Consider the following 20,383-nt stretch of genomic DNA (forward strand, 5'->3'; position numbering starts at 1 on the left):
GACTGATTCCATGATTTCCACTTCCGACGCCTACGCCAATGTGGTCGCAGAAACCCGCCACTGGCTGAACCAGGCGGTGATCGGCCTGAACCTCTGTCCCTTCGCCAAGGCGGTGCAGGTTAAGGACCAGATCCGCTTTGCCGTTAGCGACGCCACCGACGCCGAGGGCGTGCTGACCGACCTGCAGGACGAGCTGGCGCTGCTGGCTGAAACCGATCCGGACAAGATCGACACCACGCTGCTCATCATCCCCGATGCGTTGGACGACTTCATGGAGTTCAACGACTTCGAAGACCTGTCCGACCGTCTGCTCAAGCGCATGCGTCTGGTGGGCGAGTTGCAGGTGGCCACCTTCCACCCGCAATTCCAGTTCGCCGACACGCAGCCGGACGATATCGAGAACTACACCAACCGCTCGCCGTATCCCATCCTGCATCTATTGCGTGAAGACAGCATCGACCGCGCGGTGGAGTCGTTCCCGGATGCCGCCGAGATCTACGAGAAGAACATCGACACGATGAACAAGCTCGGGCTGGAAGGGTGGAAAAAGCTGATGACGAAGGCCTGATCGGCGGGCCTTGATCGGGCCTTGGTTGGGCCTTGAATTGGGCCTTGATCGGGCCTTGATCGGGCCGCGACTCGGCCCACATCCAGTCCCCGCATCGGGTTCGGCATCGGGTCCCGCATCGGGCTCCGTATCGCGTCCATCACCCAGGCGGTTACCGGGATATCCCTAGATAGCCCGTCGGTTGTATTGCATACAACATACGATCATTGTGACCGTCGCCGATCGGCGGCGGCCTGTACGTCCTTCCCCTTTTCATTGTCTTGCCTCGCGGCCCTCGTCGGCCGCGCGTTGGCCTTTGCCTTTGTCTGGAGAGCCGTATGCGATTCACCCGCCGTCATGCCCTGGGCGCGCTTGCCGCCTTGCCGTTGATCTCGCGCCCGGCCTGGGCTCAGCAGAACGCATTTCCGACGCGTCCCGTGCGTCTGCTGGTGGGCTTTGCGCCCGGCGGACTGACCGACATTGCCGCGCGCGCGCTGGCCGACCGCATGGGCAAGACGCTCAAGCAGAACGTCGTCGTTGAAAACCGCCCGGGCGGGCAGGCCATCATCGCCACCGTCGCAGTGGCGCGGGCCGAGCCCGACGGCTACACGCTGGGCTTTGCCGGCACCAACGGCATGATTCTCAACCCCTTGCTTTACAACAATCTGCCGTACCAGCCATCGGACTTCAAGCAATTGGGATCCATGGGCAAATCACCCATGCTGCTGATCGTGCATCCCGACCTGGGCGTGAACACCGTGCAGGAGTTCATTGACCTGGCCAAGAAGAAGCCCAACGACATCACCTGCGCGCATGCCGGCCGCGGCGTCATCAATCATCTGGCGCTGCTGCATTTCCAGTCGAAGACCGGCACGCAATTCCAGGACGTGCCCTACAAGGGCAGCGGTCCGGCGCTGCTGGACCTGATGGCGGGCACTGTGCAAAGCACGTTCGACTTTCCGACCTCGGCGCTGCCCAACATCAAGTCCGGCAAACTGAAAGTGCTGGCCGTCACCGCGGACAAGCGGCTGTCCAGCCTGCCCGATGTGCCCACGATGAAGGAAGCGGGCGTCGACGACTTCGAGCTCTACACCCGCATGATGATCTCGGGCCCCGCCGCCATGCCCGCCGACGTCGTGAAGACGCTGGAGCACGCCGTGCGCGAAGGCACGCGCGATCCCAGCCTGGTCCAGCAATTCGCGGAGCAGGGCGTGGCCGTGGAGTTCACGTCGTCCGCAGATCTGGATAAGGTCATCGCCGACGAATCCGCCATGTGGGCGCAGGTCATCAAGGCCAACGGCGTGCCCAAGACCGACCTGAAGGCATAAGGCCGCGACGGCAAGGAGACGACAGTGACACAGCCCCGTATCACCGTAACGCCCGAACGCGCGCTGATCGACGTCGAGCGAGACATCCGCATCGAAGGCTTTCCGGCTTATGCCTTTATCACCGTCACGGCCAGCATGCACATGTGCGGCGCGGCGTGGCGCTCGGAGGCCGTGTTCGTGGCCGGCCACGACGGACGCCTGGACATGCGGCGCGATAGCCCGGTGTCCGGCTCGTACGCCGAACCGTCGGCCATGGGCATCGTCTGGTCCATGGTGTGCCAGGACATGGACCGCGTGGTGTTTCCGCCCGACAGCACGGATGCGCTGACCGTGCACCTTCACGCCACGAATGGCGCCCTGTCGGCAGAGGCCACTTTGGTGCAGGACTTCCTGGCGGACGGTGTCACGCACCGATCCGTGCGCGAAGAGGTGGACGGCATGTCGCTGTCCGGCGAACTATTCGTGCCGGCCGGACCCGGCCCGCATCCCGTCGTGGTCTACATGAACGGCTCGTCGGGTGGCGTCAACGCGCCCCGCGCCGCGCTGTTTGCCGCTCGCGGCTATCAATGCCTGGCGTTGGCGATCTTCAACTACGACGGCCGTCCGAAGTACTTGAACGACATGCCGCTCGAATACTTCGAAGCCGCCCTGAAATGGGTCCGCAAATCGCTGCAGCCGCGTGACGGCTTCGTGGCGGTGTCGGGCATCAGCCGGGGCGGCGAGACATCGTTGCTTGTTGCCTCGCATTTCCCCGACCTGGTCAGCGCGGTCGTCGCGTACGTGCCGTCGCCCGTGATGCACGGCGTGGTCAGCGCCGGCGCGCCGGGCACCGGCCGCGATGCCCAGGTCTGGACCCGGCATGGCGAGCCCTTGCCGCACCTGTGGCAAGACAACGCCACGGCCGACTGGAACGCCGCCTATGCCTCCGAGCCGCCGTATCGCCAGACCCTGGCATTCCTGAGCGCCACGCGCGATGCTTCGGCCTTCGGGCGCGCGCGCATTCCCGTCGAAAACTATCCCGGACCGGTCATGCTGGTCAGCGCGTCCGACGACGGCTTCTGGCCCAGCACCGCGTATTCCGAAATGGTGGTGCGCCAGCGTCAGGCGTTTGATCTGCCCACGAATCACTACGTCTGCGCCGGGGCGGGCCACCATGTCCACTATCCCTGCCTGCCGGCCACGCTGATCAACAAGCCACACGCGATGTCCGGACTGCTGCTGGATGCAGGCGGCACGCCGTCGGCCAACGCGGCTGGGAACGAAGGGTCGTATCGCGCGGTGCTGGACTTTCTGGTGCAGGCGCGAGGTGGGCAAGGGTAGGGCGCGAGCCTTATTGCCGGCGAATGGCCTCGACCTGGATCTTCAGCTTGACCTCGGGCTTGAAGCCCATGTCCAGGCCGAAGTTCATGCCGAAATCCTTGCGGCTGAACTCGGTGGAAGCATCGGCGCCGCAGACCTCGCGCTTGACCATCGGATGATCGATGCATTTGAAGTCGTCGATATCGAGCTTCACCTGGCGCGTGACGCCGCGCAGCGTCAGGTCGCCCGTGGCTTCCTCGGGCTTGTCGCCGTCGAACTTGGTGAACTTGCCCTTGAACGTGGCGGTGGGGTACTTGGCTGCATCAAAGATATCCGGCGCGATCGCGTGCTGGTTCATTTCGTCGTGGCCGAAGTCCACCGACTTGATGTCCACGGTGACTTCCAAGGTGCCGGTGCGCGCCGCGCGGTCCAGCACGACCACGCCGCTGGACTGGTTGAACTTGCCCCGCCAGGTCGACAGGCCGCCAAAGTGATCGGCCTCGAAGCTGGGGTACGTGTGCGAGGGGTCAAGGTCATACGTGACCGGCGCGGCGGTCGCGGCGAAGGTCATCGACAGCGCACTTGCGCCCAGCAACAGGGACGGGATCAACTTCATTGCGGCTCCTTGTGGATGGCGTTCAGGCACGCCGGCGACGGGTCGCCTGCGTGCCGGAAAGACAAGACAATAACATTCAGTTCTGTGTCAGCAGTGCGGCGTAAATCAAAAATCCGGGGCGCTGCGCGGCGCACCGTCCGATGGCATCAATCCACTTTGCCCAGCCATGCCGACAGATCCTGCAAGGTCTCACGCAGGGCGTTGAAGCGCTGTTCACCCAGGTGCGCTTTCCATTCCAATTCAACGGCCGCCACGCATCTGCGCATCAGCACGTACATCTCCTGACCGCGGGCGGTGAGCTGCAATTCGGTGGAATTCGATGTGGCGCCGGGCCGGCGCAGCAGATAGCCGCGCCGCTCCAGTTCGGCCAGCACGTAGTTCATCGCCTGGCGCGACATGTTGCATTGGCGGGCCAGCTCGATCGGCCGCCGGCCGTGCGGGCCGGGATACATGAAGACGCCCAGTTCGGTCAATGACACGTCAAATCCCTGCTCGTTGACGGCGGACAACATGCGCGCGACCACGTGCTCGCGAGGCAGCCGCAGCAAGGAACCGATCATCGGCAGGCCGGTTTGCGGTTCGGATGCGGCGCTATTTTTTCTGCTGGACATGGCGTAAAAAATTTGTACACTGGAACGTAAAGTAACTTTACACGGGAGTATGCCATGAACGTAGCGCAAGCATTCGATGAAGAAGAAGTGATCCGCGTGGGCCAACTGGAAATCCGCTATCTCCAGCCAAGCGGGCGGGGCAACCGCATGGGGGCGTTTGAATTGTGTGTGCCGCCGGGCTCGAACGTGCCGCCGCCGCACAGCCACGACAACGAGGAATTGATCTACGTGCTTGAAGGCACGCTGCGCTTTACCGTCGGCGCAGAAACGCGCGACCTTCGTCCCGGCGATTCGATGACCACGCCGACCGGTGTGGCCCATGCGTTCAGCAACCCGCACGCGGTCATGGCCAAGGCGCTGGTGATCAACACGCCGGAAATCAGCGCCGATTACTTCCGCGAGATGGCGGCCCTGATCAACGGCGGCGGGCCGCCGGACAAGGCCCGGATGATGGAGACGATGAAGCGGTTCGGCCTGACGCCGATCGCGCCGGCGCCGGCATCGGCGCCTGCTGTGGCGGCGGCGGCAGGTTGACCGCGCGCGTGATCGGCGCAGCGTTCCGGGCAGCATCGCCGGCATCCGAGGCGGCCGGTGATCGCGCAAAAAGGGCGTCGCCAGGACGCCCTTATTTCGGTTGATTCGACTTCGATCGCTTCAGCTTCGATTGCTTCAGTTTCGGTCGCTATCGCCTCAGTCGATTCAGCTTCGGCTGATGAATCCTCGGCCTACTCGTCGTTCGCCCACTCGACCTGCACGCCCAGGCTGCGCAGGTTCTCGACAAAGCTCGGATGGGCGCGTCGGATCGGCGTGGCGTTGCGAATCTCCGAACGTCCCTTGATGCTGCTGGCCACCATGAACAGCGCGATCGCCACGCGGATGATGTAGGGGCTTTCGACCACGCCCGGCGTCAGCGGATTGCCGCCAAACGTCACCACGCGATGCGGGTCCGACGAGAACACGTGCGCACCAAATTTGGACAGTTCGCCCGTCCAGCCCAGCGCACCGTCGTAGACCTTGTTCCAGAACATCGCATTGCCCTCGGCGCACACGCCCAGCGCAATGAAGATCGGCAGCAGATCCACCGGAAAGTAAGGCCAGGGCGCCGCCTCGACCTTGGTCAGCACGTTGCTGGTGAACGGCGTCTGCACCTTCAAAGGCCCGTCCCGCAGCGCGCGGGACCAGCCGTCCTTGTGCTCGATTCGCACGCCGAACTTGGCGAACGTGCGGTCGATCAGCGGAAAATTGCCCGGCGTGCGATTGCGCACCACCACGTCGCCACCCGTGATCGCGCCCAGCGCGAGGAAGGTCGTGATCTCGTGGAAATCTTCTTCAAACGTGAACTCGCCGCCGCCCAGACGCTTGCCGCCGCGCACCACCAGCCGCGAGGTGCCGATGCCGTCGATATCGGCGCCCATCATTGCCATGAACCGGCAGAACTCCTGCACGTGCGGCTCGGACGCCGCATTGGTCAACGACGACTCGCCTTCTGCCGCGGCCGCGCACAACACGAAGTTCTCGGTCGTGGTCACGGACGCATAGTCCAGCCAATGATGCGTGGGCTTGAGCGGACCGCTCGCGCGCACCAGCAGTGACCCGCTGGCGCGTTCCACCTGGCCGCCGAATGATCGGAAGATGTCCACGTGGGGATCGATCTCGCGCACCCCCAGCGTGCATCCCTTGACGTTGTCCTCCAGCCGCGCCACGCCAAAGCGCGCCAGCAGCGGCGGCACCAGCATGATCGACGAACGCATCTCCTCGGGCAGCCGGTGGTTTGCCGCATCGAAGACTGTGTTCTTGTGATGCAGCGCCAGCGTGCGCGTCGCATCGTCCAGCCGGACGTCACTGCCCAGTGTGCGAAAGATGTCCAGGATCTTGCGCACATCGGTGATATCCGGCACCCCATGCAATGTCAACGGCTGATCGGTCAGCAGCGTGGCGCACAGGATTGGCAGCACCGCGTTCTTGTTGGCCGAAGGGACGACGCGGCCGCGCAAAGGCGTGCCGCCGTGGACGATGAGGTTGGACATGGGGATGGGGACTGCCGGGAAAGAAATAGGGGAGAGCGCGGGGATTGTACCGGGGTCTTTCCAGCGGCCATTTTGACGAAAGGCGGCCAAACGTTTCAAACTGCAATACCGGCGCCGGGAAATAGGACGCGCAGCACGGTTGTCAGTCTTCGATCTTGCGCACCAGCGACAGCGGCACCCAGCCGCTCTGGCCATCGGATAGCCGGGTACACCACATCCAGCCATTGAGTTGCTCTGAGCCGGCCAGCTCGTCGCCTTCGTCCACGTCCAGTTCCCTCGCGGTATAGGCGCGTAATGCGCGGCCTTGCCGCGCATCGATCCTTTCGATGATCTGGCCCGGAACCCACCCTCCGGATTGCCCCGATGTCGTGCAGAAGTACCAGTTGTCCCAGCCTTCGGGCCCTTTGTACTGTTCTCCGACCGTCAGCGGCGCGCCTTGTGCGAAGGTGATCGGTTCCGGATATTCGCTGCGGTGTTGACCGAGCGCGACATATCTCATGCAGGCTTATCCCGATTCTTGCGAATCAGCACCGCGCCGCCGATCGTCAGCACCAGACCGCCGCCGATGTACGGCAGGCCAAAGATCAACAGGGTGAAGAACAGCGCCGTATTGGCATCCCGCGCGCCGGGGCCGCCACCGGTGTGCATCGCGGGATCGATCTGCAGCATGGCAATCGCGGCGGTCAGCAGCAACATCACGCCAAGCGTCGCGCATCCCCAGCCGAACAGACGGCGCAGGTTGGCAATGCGCGCCAACGCCACGGCCGAGACGACGGCGACCAGGACATAAAGAACCACGCTGGCCATTGCGACCCGATCCAGCAAAGCCGAATCCAATGGGTCAGCGCCTGCCCCCGCGCTCGGATACACGCCGAACACCGCCAACAACAGCGGATTGGTGATGCCAAAGCTGGCGCTACCGATCAACAATCCGAAGACGATGCTGACAAGCCATTTGATCGCGGTAGGAGGCATGGGGCGGGTCGCTTCTGAAAGGTCAGTAGTAGATGTCGACGTAATCGGTCAGGCCGCCGCACGCTTCCATCTGCTGCAGGCGCCAGTACTTGCGCTTTCCGGTCGCCTTGAACTCGTAGTCGCCCGTGCGTTCGCAGCGGCGGCCCTTGTCCGGCGCGTCCAGGATCAGGATCGTGCCGCGCAGCACGAAGCTGTCGCGGCCAATGGAGACGACCTCGCCTTTGACCTTCAAGGTGCCTTCATGGTTGGCCTGCGTGCCTTCCAGGCGCACCACGTCGTTGTCGTCGATCGCGTTCATCTTGCCGCGCTTGGCGGACCACAGCCATTGCAGCGTGACGCCGCTGTTGTTCAGGAGCCGTTCGTAGGCGGCCTGGTCGTTGATCTGGGTTTTTTGCACGGGCGCCAGGGCGCCGCCGGCCGGCGCCTGCTGTGCGGGCGCTTGTTGAGCGGGCGCGCGTTGCGCAGGCGCCTGCTGCATCGGGGCTTGTTGAGCCGGAGCCTGCTGCGGGGCCGGCGCCTGGTTGCCCGAATTGGCGCGCGGGGGGAGGATGGCTGCGCCAGGATCCTTCTGCGCGAAGGCGGCGGCAGAGACGAAGGCCAGGCCCAGCGCGAGAAGCAGCGTTCCGGACTTGCGTTTGATTCCCGAGGCGCGGGCAACGTGAGTTTGCATGGTCTGTATCAAGAGAGGAGAGGGATGCGCCGTCTTTCGTCTTGATGGGGCCCGGTCATCGACCCTGACCCCGATTACGGCACGGGCGCCAACTTATCACGCCCGTGCGCGCAAATAATTGCGGGGTTTACCGTAGCTGTATCCATTCGTTAGGCGGAAAACAGAATGCTTCACCCTGCCGTGATCTGAAGGTGTTCACGCCCTGCGCCGCACATTCTCTTCATGCAGTGCGCGGACCTGTTCGACGAACTCCGGCACGGGCCCTTCAGCCTGGATGCCGTCGACGACTTCGGAGATGGGCAGTGGCCGCACGGCCGAAGGTGGCGCGCCCCAACCGCGCATCCATTCGGCGTACTGGGCCGACGACACGGCGTAGACGATCCGGCCAAGTCCCACCCAGCCGTGCGCCGCGGAACACATCGAACAGTGCTCGCCGGACGTGTACACCGTGCAGGCCGCACGCTCGGCTTGCGGCACATTGTTGGCGGCCCAGCGGGCAATCTCGAATTCCGGATGCCGCGTACGGTCGCCGCTGGAGATGTGGTTGTGGTCTTCAAACAGCACCCGCCCGTCGCCCGACACCAGCACCGATCCAAACGGCTGGTCGCCCGCATCGAGCGCCTGTCGGGCCAGCTCGACGCAGCGTGCCAGGTGCTTCTTGTCCTCTTCGGTAATCACGCGTGATCTCCTTGTCAAAATCGAGGCCGGCGCGGACCTCCCGCGCCGGCGCAGTCGCTACAGCAGCAGCGGCGAAATCTTGCTGCCATCCACCGACACGCCCGCCATCAGGCCGCCGTTGTTCATCACGAAGCCGACGATGGGTTGCTGCGCGGTGTTGGAATCGATGCTGCCGTTGACCCCCACGTTGGCCACGGCGACGGTGGCGTCCGCGCCAATCGTCCAGCCGCTGCTGGCGCGGAACTTGGCCAGCGCGTCGTCCGTCATGAAAAGCAGCACCATCGCCTTGGACTGCGCGCCCGCCTGAAAGCCGATGGATCCGCCCGTAATGCTGTAGTAGCCCTTGTCCTGACCGCTGACCTGCAGCACGCCTGTCCCATGCTGGGCGCCCACGATGAAGCTAGCGCTTAGCACCGCCGGAAACACCAGGACGCCCCGGGCGCGTTCCACCAGCTGCCGTGATTGCGGCGAGGATTCATACAGCTTGGACAGCGTGGCCGCCGTGGCGGCATCCAGTTCCTGACGCTTTTCGGCGGCGGTGGCCGTAGCGCGCGAATCCGTCGTGGTGCAGCCCGCAAAAAGAAAACCTGCCATGCCCAACGTGACGGCGGCCACGGCAGTCCTGCGGAATTTCGAAGTGATATCAAGCATTTGCGCTTCCTTTTTGTGGGTGACCAACGAGGTACATCAAATCATCTCCTGGCTGGAGATTACCCCGGCTCGCGCGAGGAGGCGACGGGTGTAGGGCGTTCGGGGTGAAAAAGTGCCTGCTACCGGGGAAAGCATAAAATCCGTTCAAGGTTGGTGATGGCTTCCAATGGGCGCAAGCCTAAGACCCATCATGTAAGACCTAATCCCACCCCGGCCTCGAGCCGGGGCATTCATTTTTGGACTCCCGGTTCTGCCGGCCCGTCGAATCCACTCAGCGCAAGACCGAATCCCCTCGGTTTAACATCGCGCCATGCTTCTCATCATCTTTCTCTGGATCGCACTCGCGATCGTGGTCGGCTTCATGGCCAAGCGTCGCGGGCGCAATGGCATTGGGTGGGCCTTGCTTGCCGGCCTGATCAGTGCGCCGGTCGCGGGCATTTTCCTCAAGCGCATTCCCAACCGGTCGCCGCTCGCCAGCCAGCCGCTTCTATCCACGCATATCGAATGCCTGCATTGCGGCGAGCGCATTCTGCGTGAGGCGCGCGTGTGCCGGCATTGCGGCGGCGACGTGACCGACGCGGGTCTGACGGCCGTACGGCAAGCGATGCCTGTCGGGTACTGGTTCGACCTGCCCGACCCCGCATTCAAGCTGATGCGGACTGCGGACCGCGTGGCGTTGATAAAGCCTGTTCCGCCGTGGATCGTGGTGGACCAGTCGCTTGACTCCATCGTCATTGGCAGCCGCTGGCCCGGAAAGCTCTGGCGCGTGCGCGTCGAAAAGCAGGGCGATATGTCCGATCTGGTTGCGCAGCCGGGCTACTGGCGCGCCAGTGCCATCGAATTGCTGGAAGCGTTGCCGTTGTCGGTGCTGTTCGGCCCGAAGGGCGAGGCGGTGCTGGAGATCATCGCGCAGATCAATACGCTGTCGCGCAGCGAGGCGCAGGCGCTGGCCGACAACCTGCCGGAGAACACCTGGATGGCGTACAGCCGCGCGTGGATGCGCTGGTCGCAAGAGAACGGCGAGCCGGCTGCGGATGAAGAAAGCAATTGGCGCGGCGCGTTGGCCGCCACGCGGCGGGGCGACAAGGCCCGGTCGCCGGTTCACTCCGGCTTTCTGTTGATTCACAGCCAACTGCGGCAGCGCGCCGAGCAACTGGATGGCGGCAACGCGTTTACCTTGATCGAGGAAGACGGCGAGACCGAACAGGTGTTGAAGCCGATGTGGCAAGCGGCTTGTGATGCGCTGCTGTTTGCCGCAATGGCGCGCGCCGCGCCGCAGTATGTGTCCGACGAGGACGCGGTCATGTTGCTGCAGGCCTGGACCCGCGTGCTCAGGCGTGAAAGCGAGCGCGCTTGAGATTCACCACATCGATTCGTTCAGGATCTTCCGGGCCCGCTTGAACGTGATGACCGCTGCGCCGGCCGCCAGAATCAGCGCGATCCACCCGTTCATGTTGAACTTCATCTTGCGCGCGTAGTTCGCGTCGTGCACCAGCTTGGCATCGACCAGCGTTTCGCCGTTCTTGCGCACGCCATAAACCCGGACGGGAATGGCCATGTTGTACTGAAGCGCAATCGTGCTGTCGGCAAGCTGCGCATCGTTTTCCTGCACCGCAAACTCTACGTGCTCACCCTCGGTATACGGAACTCTGTAGGTCGCTTCATAGAACTTGAACACCATGTAGGGGTAGTTGCCTGAATACACGCAGAGCGCGCCATAGTGCTCCCATCGCCCGCGAATCTTCGCCCTGGTGTCGCAGCTTGCCACCTTGTCCACCCGCAGGCTGATCGTGTTCAGCTTCGCGGGGTCGTAGGGCAGACGGACGTCTTTTGCCGCGTTGAAGCAGTAGATGGCGACGCCGGCAAGCACCAGCGCGGCAATTGCGGGAAGTCGGCAAGGCAGGAGGGCGCGTTTCCAGTCAGCCAGCTCACTGCTCATGCTGGCTGACTCGGGAACGCGGACGGCGGTTGTTGGGGCCTTGGTCGATTTTCATGACGCGCGCTGCAGAATTTGCGAGCGCTGATTTTAAACAGGCGCTGAAGCAAGCGCTGAATCACGCGCGCTGCTGCGACGCCTTCCTACTTCGGATCGCAGTGATTCCGGAACGCCTTCTCGCCCGCGTCGGAGACCTCGACCCACTTCTGATCCGGCGGCGCATCCTGCACATAGCTGTCGTGCCAGTTCCACCACTTGTACGGCGGCGTCTGCGGATAGCCCGCGGGGGAATCTTCCCAGGTCTCCTGCCGTCCCAGCGGCGTGATGTCCAGGTAGTTCCACGTGCCGCCCATCTGCTCGTCGCCACGGTTGTTCAGGAAGTAAGTGCGATAAATGCGGTCGCCGTCGCGAAAGAACACGTTGGTGCCGTGCCATTCGTCCACGCCGAAGTCCGCATCGAAGCTGTCGATCAGCGTGAACCACGGCATCGTCCAGCCCATGCGCGCCTTCAGCCGTTCAATGTCCGCCTGCGGCGCGCGGGACACGAAGACCAGCGTCGTGTCGCGGGCGTTCAGGTGTGCCAGATGCGCAACCTGGTCCGCCACCATCGAACAGCCTCGGCACGCGTGGTCCGGCCAGCCGAATACGCCCGGCTCGTGAAACGCGCGGTAGACGATGAGTTGCCGGCGGCCTTCAAACAGGTCGCGCAGCGTGACCTTGCCGGACGGGCCATCAAAGACGTATTCCTTGTCCACCGCCGTCCAAGGCATGCGGCGGCGCTCGGCAGCCAGCGCGTCGCGGGCGCGGGTGTGGGCCTTTTCCTTGATGAGCAGTTGTTGGCGGGCGGCTTCCCAGTCTTCAGCGGATACGACCGGGGGCGTCTGCATGGCGGCGTGGGCGCCGTTGCCTGCGGATGCTGGGGGTGTGGTCATGGGGTGATCCTCCTGGTGTCTTTAGTTCCCGTGCGCCCTGTTCGGGCGGGGGGAATGGGAACAGTGTGGCACCGGGAAGGGCGGGACAGGAGTAACAAATCTGGCGCGAAACTGCGCCAGACGCGTGGCGCCCGATGTGCGCGATCCGTTCGTTCTGCGTCAGGCGGTGATGAGCGCCGCCTCCCGCGGCATGGCCTGTGCCGTCCACCCCCGAAGGCTTTCGCGCAACAGCGACACGGCGGCCTGGCCGCTTTCGTTCAGACGATGCGCCGCGTACAGGCCAAATTGCGCGCTGAGCGGCAATGCGCCTTCGTCCCCAATGGAAATCACGCGCATGGTGTCGGGCCGCAGGCACTCGGTCGTCAGCAAGGCCACGCCCAGGCCGTTCTCGACAGCCGCGATCGTGGCGCCCACGTTGTGACTGGTCAGCGACACCCGAAAATCCCGCCCCGACGCCGTCAACGCATCAAACGCCAGCCGGCGCCAGGAGCACGGTTCGGCATAGACGATCACGTCCAGCGGCTGGTCGGGGTCCAGGGTTTCGTCGATGCCGCAAACCCAATGCAGATCCACGGTCCAGGACTCGATGGGTTCATCGACAAAGCCGACGCAGGCGCCCACCGCCACGTCCAGCGTGCCGTCCTGCCAACGCGCGGCAAGCCGCTCGCCGTCGTCGACTACAACGTCCAGATGCAGATTGGGACACGAGCGCCGTAGGCGGCCCAGCGCCGCCGGCAAGGCGGCCACCGCCACGTCTTCGGACAGCCCGATGCGAACGCTGCCGGCCACCGCGCGCTCGCGCAGCCGCGCTGCGGCCGCCTCGCCCAGCGCGAGGATGCGGTTGGCGTAACTGAGCAGCACCTCGCCCTCGGTGGTGGGCGCCATGCCGCGGCCGGTTCGATGCAGCAGCCGCTTGCCCACCATTTCCTCCAGACGGCGGATCTGCGTACTGAGCGCCGATTGCGCGCGGCCGGATTGGTCCGCTGCGCGGCTCAGGCTGCCGTAGCGGCAGACGGCGACAAAGGTGCGGAGCAGGGCAGGGTCGAAATCGGCTGACATTATCAATACCTGAAATCTGGTTTACGAGATATCAGTCTAGCTGTAACCCTGGCGCGTGCCTAGGATGACCCTTGTCGCGAAATGTCCGACTCAACTCAAGGAACCATCCACCATGACACAACCCCAAAACCTGCGCGTCGTCCTCGCCTCCCGGCCCGTCGGCCGCCCCAAAGCCACCGATTTCCGCGTCGAACGCGTGCCTGTTCCGGAACCGGCCGACGGCCAGGTGCTGCTGGAAGTCCAGACCCTGTCGCTCGATCCCTACATGCGCTGGCGCGTCAGCGACGAAAAATCCTACGCCACGCCCATGGAAATCGGCGATGTGATGGTCGGCGGCACCGTTGCCCGTGTTCATACGTCGCGTCATCCCGACTGGCGCGAAGGCGACATCGTTCTGTCGTCTGCCGGCTGGCAACGCTACGCGCTGTCCGACGGTACCGGCCTGCGCCGGCTCGATCCCGCGAACGCGCCGCTCTCGACCGCGCTCGGCGTGCTGGGCATGCCGGGTCTGACGGCCTACGTCGGGCTGCTGAACATCGGCCAACCCAAGCCAGGTGAAACCGTCGTCGTCGCGGCCGCGAGCGGCGCGGTGGGTTCCGTCGTCGGCCAGATTGCACGCATCAAGGGCGCGCGCGTCGTAGGCATCGCGGGCGGGCCGGAGAAGTGCGCCTTTGTGAAGGAAGAGCTGGGCTTTGACGTGGTCGTGGACCACCATGGGCCGGACTTTGCGCAGAAGCTGGCCGAAGCCTGCCCCCACGGCATCGACGTGTACTTTGAGAACGTCAGCGGCCATGTGTGGGATGCCGTGCTGCCGCTGCTGAACGACTTTGCCCGCGTGCCGGTGTGCGGCCTGATCGCCAATTACAACGACGGCCCCGCCGACCGGAGCGGTCCCGACCGCCTGCCCGCCACCATGCGCGAGATCCTTTCGCGGCGTATCACCATGAAGGGGTTCATCGTGTTCGATTTTCCGAAGGAACAGGAAGACGAGTTCCTGAACGTGGCCGGGCAGTGGATCCGCGAGGGCAAGCTGCGGTGGCGCGAGGATGTGGTCGAGGGCCTTGAGAATGCGCCCGAAGCGCTGATCGGTCTGCTCGAAGGCAAGAACTTCGGGAAGCTGGTGGTGCGGGTGGGGGACTGACGCACCGGCGGTCTGGCGTTCAGGCGGCCTATTGGCCGATCGTGCGCGCCTTGCTGCGCCGCGCCTTCGGCTTGGGCGCCACGCCCAGGCGCGGATCGCGCGCCACGGCCAATGCCGCCAGCGTTGCCGCAGTCGATTCGAAGGACTCGCTCGACTGCGGCAAGTACAGCCACTTTCCCAGCACCGGATGCGGCAAGAGGTCGGGAATGTCCGCCAGCAACGCCGCATGACGTTCCTGCGACGTGCAGACCATGACCCCATTCCACGGGTCCTCCCGATCGGCGACGATCAGATACAGCAAGCCGTCCAGATACGCGGCGTCGGCGCCGAACATCTTGCGATGCGTGAAGCTTGCGTCGCTTTCGAGCGGCTCAAGTATCCACAGCAGCGAATTGGATTTTGCAGCACGCTGTTTGCGAGGTGGGGCGAAGGGATCGGGCGAGTTGCGCATGGATAAGAAGCGGTCGGGCAGGGCACAGCGACTATGCCACAGCGGCTACTGCTCGAACAACGGCGCCAGTGGCAGAAGCGGCCCATACTTCTTCAGCTTTTCCCACTCCTCGGCCGCCTGGCGCAGTTCCTCGTTCTTGCGCGCTTCCTCCAGGATTTCGTCGATTCGCGGCGCCAGTGCGACGGACAGGTCGATGATGTCGTTGGCGGTGTAACCACGCTCCCAGCGTGCGCGTAACGTCACGTCATCACCCTTGGCCCGCATGGCACGCGTCGCTTCTTTCAGCAGGGCCTTGCGCTGATCCGCATTGAGCCGCTCGGCAAACGAGATGCCCGCCACCAGGCCCTGGACCATGCCTTTCTCCCGATACCCGGTGGTAGCCGCCACCTCGCTCGCGACGCTGCGGCTGATGACCCTGGGCGCCAGGTTGTCGCCGATCCAGCTTCGGCTTAACCGCAGCAATCCAGCGCTAAGGCCGTGGCCGAAGCCCGTGCGCATCCCTTCCGCGCGCGCCGCTTCCTGCGCCTCGGCGTAGGTCATCGCAAATTGCACCATCAGCATGATCGCGTCCTGCGGGCCGGGCATCAGGAAGTCCGCCACCCAGCCGGCGGCGCTGCCGATCTTGCTCAACGCTGAGGCCGCGCGGCCTTGGACTTTCAGGACCGATCCGGCTTCTTCGGCCAGGGCGGCGGTGGTGGCGGGCGCGGACGCAGCTTTCTTGCCGAAGCGTTGTTCAAATTCCTCCATCCGAGGCGGGCCGGCGGGGACCTTGGGCTGTTCGCCGGGAATGCGGGGTTTGGTGGCGGGTTGTTCGACGGGGAGTTGGGGCAGGGACCCTCTTGGCCGGGGGCGTCCCACGTTATCCGGGTGCTGAACGAACTTTTCGTCGGGTAGCCCGGCTCGCACGGCGGGGTCGCGCATGGTCGATAAGGATCGATAGTGACCCGTACCATCGTTCCAGGTCTTGACCTTGCCGCTCTCGAAATCCACTTGACCCGCCCAGTTGACGCGTTCGCCGCGCGCCGCTTCGGTGTGACCATATCCGCCGCCGACCGTCCTCTTCGACTTGACGGCGAAGATCTCGCCGTCTTTCACTACAAAGTCATAGTTGCCGCGCGCCGTGCGGACGTACTTTGGGCCGACCTCCTTCCACGTGCCGTTGACGTTCCTGAGCCGGACGACTTCGCCCGACGATCCCGGCGCCGGCAGATCCCTGGGCAGATTGCCATAGGTCGGACCGCTTGCGTCGCGCTGGAGAAGACGGGCGCCGTGCGTGCTCATCGACGATTGCTGAACCACGTGCGCCAGCTCATGCGCCAGCAGCGCTCGGCCTGCGGTCGTGCCCGGCGCGTACTGACCCGCGTTCAGAACGATGTGATGGCCGACGGTATAGGCGCGGGCTTCAACGGCCCTTGCAGAATCAGTCGCCAGCGCATCGGAATGCAGCTGGACGTGGCTGAAGTCGCGCTGGAAACGAAACTCCATGAAGGCGCGGGTATGGGCGTCGAGGGGACGGCCTTGCATGGATAGCACGTCGCGCAGGCCGGGAACGTCATCGAGCGATGCGGCGTTGTGCGGGTCAGCCGGCCGCAAAAGCGGAGGCGGTGGAACCGGTGTGGGTTGCAAGGTGGACGGCACGGCGCCGTGCGCCTGATCGTCTTGAGACTGCGGCATGCGCATCACGCGTTCGGACATGCGATGCGCTTCCTGCTCTGACGCGTCGCCGGGATGGCTGATCTCAAGGTGCGTGCCGGGGGGATGCACGGATATCGCGGTGACCGCGTGAACCGGACGCCACCGCTGAAGTTTCGTATCGCGCGCAGCCTCATCTGGCGGCGTGCGCGACGCTGCACGCTTATCCGCTGCGTCCCGTTTGCGGCTTGCGGCCGGCCCTTTGTGAACCGCCGCCTTGGGCTTTTGCACGAAAGCGCGCATGGATTCGCTCCGTTCGTTCCGGCGATTATTGTCCTCCTTTGCGGGGTGGCTGAATACGGGCGGGTTTGGTCCGGCACCTATTTCTGTAATACTCCGGCATCACCGTTTCAGTACGCGCTCGTCATTAACTGACATCGCCAAACCCTCACGGCTTTCGGATTCCGCCCATGTCTGAACACCATCAATTCATCTTCCCCCGCGACTTCCATCTGCCGCCGCCCAATTGGCCCGCGTTGGAAGCGCGGCTGCTGGAAGGGGGTTATGTCCTGCCGGCGCATGGCGACACCATTCCCTACCGCGCCAACAACGACGACGGTTTCGACGGAGATGACGCGTCATGGCGCAGCGTCCAATACTGCCTCGGCCCGGCGGCCAGACCCTACCTGAGCGATGCTGTCAGAGAGGATTACGACGCCGATCCCAGACACTTTCCGCTCATGTTGCTGGCCTTCGATGGGCCGAATCCCCGCGTCATGGTCGGCGAAAATCTTTTCGCGCCGAGCGTGCCGGGATCGAACGAACCCGCCATGCCGATGCCCGCCGAGTCGCACATCGACTTCATCGGCGAAGCCTACGAGAACCCGGCCGTCCAATGGCAATGCGAGGAAAGCGGACGCAGTTATCGCATCCTTGAACTCGATTGGCATTACAGCCTGGCGATGGGATTCCGGATGGTGCAATGCGAAGGACTGGATCGCGAGAGTGCGGAAGGATTGGCGGGCTTGATCGGCGAACTGACGGGTCAGGTCATGGGCTGCAGCCATCGGCATCTATGACTGCGCAGGGGCGTGGACAATCGTCAGCCTACAGCCAGAGACAATTCGAAACGCCGCAGCGCGCCTGCCGACACATCTTCGCCCCTGCACAATGGCATCCTATGTGTGACGAATGCCAGACCCATTCCCAAGGAGCGATATGTCGATTCAAACGTTAAGCCGCTACGGTGTTGTGTTGTTTCTTGCCGCCATGAGTTCGGGCTGCTCGGTCGTGGGCGAGTGCGGATTGCTTCGCAGCAGCTGCGGCTATGAAGGCCAGTACGAGTCGGGCGAGGAAGATTACGCGGAAGACGAAGCCAAACGGTTGAATAAACAGTCTTCTGATCGGTTGCGTCGAAGCTCCGGAGACTGATGCGGCCCGCGGCTTGTCTGAATTGGTGAAGGCGTCCTGATCCCGCCGCGGTGCAGCTGCGCGGGTACTTGAACGCGACGCGGCCGGGATCGTCGAATACCTGACGCCTCGCCCCGATAGAATGCCCAGCGCCCGGTCAGCGTGGTGCTGGGCAGAATTTCAAAATGCTCTCATTCTGAAAACGCGCTCGGCGTTTTATCTACCGAAGCCGATCATTCATCACGGCCAGTCAGCCAAGTTTCCCAAAAGATTCGAAGTAGTCTTATTTCCGTAATGATTGCCGCGGTGGTTTCATACGCCTGCAGCATGCGATGTGCTGCAGGTGGAACCGCTGATAAATCCATATTCCGTTCCCAGCGAGCGCTCGCTGTAGACCGGCAGCTTCAGATTTCATGATGGTCTGCGGCGAGTAATCTGGATAAAGCAGCGGCGGCTAAATCGCGTTAAAAGTTGGGGCATAGGTAGGGTGACGCAGTTAGCCGATGCCTGGGGCCGTGGCGCAAGTCACGGCCTTTCTTTTGCATCCTCTCAATCTTGGACCCGGTGGCGTTCATGCAAGCGGCAACTGCTTCCGAGCACGCGAAAGGAAGACTGCCCGAAGTCCGAGCACCGCAGGCAGGACAACAATTGCGAGCCAGCCTGCGATCGACGCCGCCCATGCCCAACGATATTTCCAGGAGATGAATTCCGGTACGCCGTTGTCGTCAAACCACGGGTCAAGTGATATCACTATCAATCCCATGGCATAGCAAAGTACCAATGCCAAGAGGGTAACGGTAAGCGCAGGCGGCGCTCTTTTGACCGAGCGTCCCTTCACCACACAAGCCAGCCAGATCGTCAGGACGCCCACGAGTACAAGGGGAAAGATAAGGATCATCAGCATTTCGTGCGCTCTGTCTTGTCGGGGCTCATAGATACTGCTTAATACTCCCCCAGAAACTCCTCCGGATCGGCTTCGATCTCGGCAATCGACCCCATCAATAGCGCCTCAAAGCTCGGCGCCACCCAGGTGATCTGGTCCGGGTCATGGGTGAAGGCGATGATCTGCCCCGGTGTGCCAGCCTCGGTGGGCGAGTGGTCGATCATCAGCAGCAGTGTTGCGCCGCCGAAACTGGCGAAGGGCAGCCAACCCTGGTGAAACCAGCCGTCCCTGATGCGCGCATCTCGCGGCTCCGGTTCAGCGTATCCGACATATCGCGATGCTCGATCCGCCATACGCGCTCGTGCCGCAATCGCCTTTTCCAACGGCAGAAAATCATAAGCCGTCAGATAGCCCGGCTGCATGAACACCGGCACATCGCGCTCGGCCCCGTTGGCACGAAGCCAAGCCTGCCGGGCGTCCGCAGCGATAAGGAAGCCAAGTTCCGCCTCTACCGCTTCCAACATCGATTCCGCCGCGCCCGGGTTTAGGTTTAGCGCGTGACCGTGCGCGTCGCATACCGCTCGAACCCGATCAAGGTATTGAGAAAAATTCATCGCCGCTGGTGGTCCTTTTGCGTGTTATGCAGCTTGCGGCAAGAAAAATCGATCTTTCAGTTCCTGTAGGCCGATCCTGTCCAACATCTCGGTCAACCGCTCAGCCGGCTTGCGAGTCGGCAGATTCTTGTGTTGCGCAATGATCAGCTCATTCTTCATCGAGTGTTCCCAGCCGACCAGTTCGGTCACGCTGACCTGATACCCATGGGCTTCGAGCTGCAGGCACCGCAGCACATTCGTAATCTGGCTACCGAACTCCCGCGTGTGCAGCGGATGCCGCCAGATCTCTGCCAGCGGATCGGCCAGCGCTTTTGCCTTGTTTTTCCGCAGCACCGAAGCCACTTCCGCCTGGCAGCACGGCACGACCACGATGTATTTGGCCTTCTTCTCCAACGCAAAATGAACTGCGTCGTCGGTGGCGGTATTGCAGGCGTGCAGGGCGGTAACGACGTCGATCGATGCGGGAAGCTTGTTCGAGGTGATGGATTCCGCAACCGACAGGTTCAGAAACGACATGCCGCCAAAGCCCAGCCGCTTGGCCAGTTCCTCCGACGACTTCACCAGTTCTTCCCGCGTTTCGATGCCGAAGATGTGCGAGCCGTTCTTCAGCGCCTCGGGCTGATCCTTGAAGAACAGGTCATACAGGATGAAACCGAGATACGACTTGCCCGCGCCGTGGTCGGCCAGTGTGACGGCGCCGCGTTGCGCTTGGACGTCCTTGAGCAGCGGCTCGATGAACTGGAACAGGTGGTAGACCTGCTTGAGTTTGCGGCGGCTGTCCTGGTTCATCTTGCCGTCGCGGGTCAGGATGTGCAGAGCCTTGAGCAGTTCGATCGACTGGCCGGGGCGGATGTCGTGGGTTTTTTCGGACATGGGGAAAGGCAAAGCGCCCCGCTGGGGCGGGGCGCGTAGAGGTGCGGAAA

24 protein-coding genes are annotated in these 20,383 nt (G+C 63.4%); 8 read left to right on the forward strand and 16 right to left on the reverse strand.

Annotation, left to right across the window (positions count from 1 at the left end):
* The first annotated feature begins 10 nt into the window (after positions 1 to 10).
* The 3 genes from AC6CIE_RS03660 to AC6CIE_RS03670 all read left to right on the forward strand — a co-directional run bounded on the left by AC6CIE_RS03660 (position 11) and on the right by AC6CIE_RS03670 (position 3,195).
* Positions 11 to 568, forward strand: a complete 558-nt coding sequence (locus tag AC6CIE_RS03660) for a DUF1415 domain-containing protein (RefSeq protein ID WP_175121149.1) — start codon at positions 11 to 13, stop codon at positions 566 to 568.
* A 317-nt stretch (positions 569 to 885) separates the two neighbouring features.
* Positions 886 to 1,875, forward strand: coding sequence for a Bug family tripartite tricarboxylate transporter substrate binding protein (locus AC6CIE_RS03665; RefSeq protein ID WP_175136183.1), 990 nt, complete (start codon positions 886 to 888; stop codon positions 1,873 to 1,875).
* 24 nt (positions 1,876 to 1,899) lie between these two features.
* Entirely contained in the window at positions 1,900 to 3,195 is a 1,296-nt protein-coding gene (locus AC6CIE_RS03670) for an acyl-CoA thioester hydrolase/BAAT C-terminal domain-containing protein (protein ID WP_498091188.1), read from the forward strand.
* 10 nt (positions 3,196 to 3,205) lie between these two features.
* Here the strand turns inward: AC6CIE_RS03670 and AC6CIE_RS03675 are convergent, their stop codons facing one another.
* Positions 3,206 to 3,790 (reverse strand): YceI family protein, encoded by a 585-nt coding sequence (locus tag AC6CIE_RS03675; protein ID WP_218344218.1) that lies wholly within the window; start codon positions 3,788 to 3,790, stop codon positions 3,206 to 3,208.
* Positions 3,791 to 3,936: 146 nt separating this feature from the next.
* Positions 3,937 to 4,401, reverse strand: coding sequence for a MarR family winged helix-turn-helix transcriptional regulator (locus AC6CIE_RS03680; RefSeq protein ID WP_498091190.1), 465 nt, complete (start codon positions 4,399 to 4,401; stop codon positions 3,937 to 3,939).
* Between the two features lie 96 nt (positions 4,402 to 4,497).
* On the opposite strand from AC6CIE_RS03680, the gene AC6CIE_RS03685 reads away from it, so the two are divergent.
* Positions 4,498 to 4,935: a cupin domain-containing protein gene (locus tag AC6CIE_RS03685; protein ID WP_286899699.1), complete on the forward strand. Its 438-nt coding sequence runs from the start codon at positions 4,498 to 4,500 to the stop codon at positions 4,933 to 4,935.
* Between the two features lie 191 nt (positions 4,936 to 5,126).
* On the opposite strand, the gene AC6CIE_RS03690 is transcribed toward AC6CIE_RS03685, so the two are convergent.
* From AC6CIE_RS03690 to AC6CIE_RS03715, 6 genes are all read right to left on the reverse strand, one after another.
* A complete protein-coding gene (locus tag AC6CIE_RS03690; RefSeq protein ID WP_191575502.1) occupies positions 5,127 to 6,428 on the reverse strand; it encodes a UDP-N-acetylglucosamine 1-carboxyvinyltransferase in 1,302 nt (433 codons plus the stop codon).
* A 142-nt stretch (positions 6,429 to 6,570) separates the two neighbouring features.
* On the reverse strand, positions 6,571 to 6,927 hold the full coding sequence (locus AC6CIE_RS03695; RefSeq protein ID WP_498091192.1) for an SH3 domain-containing protein: 357 nt from the start codon (positions 6,925 to 6,927) through the stop codon (positions 6,571 to 6,573).
* Entirely contained in the window at positions 6,924 to 7,403 is a 480-nt protein-coding gene (locus AC6CIE_RS03700; protein WP_313064584.1) for a hypothetical protein, read from the reverse strand. Before AC6CIE_RS03700 ends, AC6CIE_RS03695 begins: the two co-directional genes overlap by 4 nt.
* 22 nt (positions 7,404 to 7,425) lie before the next feature.
* Positions 7,426 to 8,073 (reverse strand): hypothetical protein, encoded by a 648-nt coding sequence (locus AC6CIE_RS03705; RefSeq protein ID WP_175121157.1) that lies wholly within the window; start codon positions 8,071 to 8,073, stop codon positions 7,426 to 7,428.
* Positions 8,074 to 8,268: 195 nt separating this feature from the next.
* Complete coding sequence (locus tag AC6CIE_RS03710; RefSeq protein ID WP_498091194.1) at positions 8,269 to 8,751, reverse strand: nucleoside deaminase; 483 nt, start codon at positions 8,749 to 8,751, stop codon at positions 8,269 to 8,271.
* Between the two features lie 57 nt (positions 8,752 to 8,808).
* The gene (locus tag AC6CIE_RS03715) at positions 8,809 to 9,402 is read right to left on the reverse strand and encodes a BPSL1445 family SYLF domain-containing lipoprotein (RefSeq protein WP_218344209.1); all 594 of its coding nucleotides are present in this window, start codon (positions 9,400 to 9,402) and stop codon (positions 8,809 to 8,811) included.
* Positions 9,403 to 9,712: 310 nt separating this feature from the next.
* Here AC6CIE_RS03715 and AC6CIE_RS03720 point away from each other — a divergent pair, with 310 nt between their 5' ends.
* Positions 9,713 to 10,759, forward strand: coding sequence for a hypothetical protein (locus AC6CIE_RS03720; protein WP_498091196.1), 1,047 nt, complete (start codon positions 9,713 to 9,715; stop codon positions 10,757 to 10,759).
* Positions 10,760 to 10,762: 3 nt separating this feature from the next.
* Here the strand turns inward: AC6CIE_RS03720 and AC6CIE_RS03725 are convergent, their stop codons facing one another.
* The 3 genes from AC6CIE_RS03725 to AC6CIE_RS03735 form a co-directional block, all read right to left on the reverse strand.
* Positions 10,763 to 11,341 carry a hypothetical protein gene (locus tag AC6CIE_RS03725; protein ID WP_175136196.1) on the reverse strand — a complete coding sequence of 193 codons (579 nt, stop codon included), beginning with the start codon at positions 11,339 to 11,341 and terminating at the stop codon, positions 10,763 to 10,765.
* 140 nt (positions 11,342 to 11,481) lie between these two features.
* Positions 11,482 to 12,225 carry a DUF899 domain-containing protein gene (locus AC6CIE_RS03730; RefSeq protein ID WP_498091553.1) on the reverse strand — a complete coding sequence of 248 codons (744 nt, stop codon included), beginning with the start codon at positions 12,223 to 12,225 and terminating at the stop codon, positions 11,482 to 11,484.
* Positions 12,226 to 12,429: 204 nt separating this feature from the next.
* On the reverse strand, positions 12,430 to 13,329 hold the full coding sequence (locus tag AC6CIE_RS03735) for a LysR family transcriptional regulator (protein ID WP_498091198.1): 900 nt from the start codon (positions 13,327 to 13,329) through the stop codon (positions 12,430 to 12,432).
* Between the two features lie 112 nt (positions 13,330 to 13,441).
* On the opposite strand from AC6CIE_RS03735, the gene curA reads away from it, so the two are divergent.
* Positions 13,442 to 14,470: an NADPH-dependent curcumin/dihydrocurcumin reductase gene (curA, locus tag AC6CIE_RS03740; RefSeq protein WP_498091200.1), complete on the forward strand. Its 1,029-nt coding sequence runs from the start codon at positions 13,442 to 13,444 to the stop codon at positions 14,468 to 14,470.
* A gap of 28 nt (positions 14,471 to 14,498) precedes the next feature.
* On the opposite strand, the gene AC6CIE_RS03745 is transcribed toward curA, so the two are convergent.
* On the reverse strand, positions 14,499 to 14,921 hold the full coding sequence (locus AC6CIE_RS03745; RefSeq protein ID WP_279972042.1) for a hypothetical protein: 423 nt from the start codon (positions 14,919 to 14,921) through the stop codon (positions 14,499 to 14,501).
* Positions 14,922 to 14,966: 45 nt separating this feature from the next.
* Complete coding sequence (locus AC6CIE_RS03750) at positions 14,967 to 16,856, reverse strand: eCIS core domain-containing protein (RefSeq protein WP_498091202.1); 1,890 nt, start codon at positions 16,854 to 16,856, stop codon at positions 14,967 to 14,969.
* A gap of 167 nt (positions 16,857 to 17,023) precedes the next feature.
* Here AC6CIE_RS03750 and AC6CIE_RS03755 point away from each other — a divergent pair, with 167 nt between their 5' ends.
* Together AC6CIE_RS03755 and AC6CIE_RS03760 are read left to right on the forward strand one after the other, a co-directional pair.
* Complete coding sequence (locus AC6CIE_RS03755) at positions 17,024 to 17,632, forward strand: hypothetical protein (protein WP_175121165.1); 609 nt, start codon at positions 17,024 to 17,026, stop codon at positions 17,630 to 17,632.
* A 139-nt stretch (positions 17,633 to 17,771) separates the two neighbouring features.
* Complete coding sequence (locus AC6CIE_RS03760; protein ID WP_175121166.1) at positions 17,772 to 17,984, forward strand: hypothetical protein; 213 nt, start codon at positions 17,772 to 17,774, stop codon at positions 17,982 to 17,984.
* 550 nt (positions 17,985 to 18,534) lie between these two features.
* Here the strand turns inward: AC6CIE_RS03760 and AC6CIE_RS03765 are convergent.
* The 3 genes from AC6CIE_RS03765 to AC6CIE_RS03775 are packed head-to-tail and all read right to left on the reverse strand — an operon-like array spanning position 18,535 to position 20,333.
* On the reverse strand, positions 18,535 to 18,867 hold the full coding sequence (locus tag AC6CIE_RS03765; protein ID WP_217481025.1) for a hypothetical protein: 333 nt from the start codon (positions 18,865 to 18,867) through the stop codon (positions 18,535 to 18,537).
* Between the two features lie 38 nt (positions 18,868 to 18,905).
* The gene (locus AC6CIE_RS03770) at positions 18,906 to 19,460 is read right to left on the reverse strand and encodes an SMI1/KNR4 family protein (RefSeq protein WP_498091204.1); all 555 of its coding nucleotides are present in this window, start codon (positions 19,458 to 19,460) and stop codon (positions 18,906 to 18,908) included.
* Between the two features lie 24 nt (positions 19,461 to 19,484).
* Positions 19,485 to 20,333 (reverse strand): class I SAM-dependent methyltransferase, encoded by an 849-nt coding sequence (locus AC6CIE_RS03775; RefSeq protein ID WP_498091206.1) that lies wholly within the window; start codon positions 20,331 to 20,333, stop codon positions 19,485 to 19,487.
* Positions 20,334 to 20,383: the final 50 nt, after the last annotated feature.

This window comes from Achromobacter sp. GQ309, from assembly GCF_059759315.1.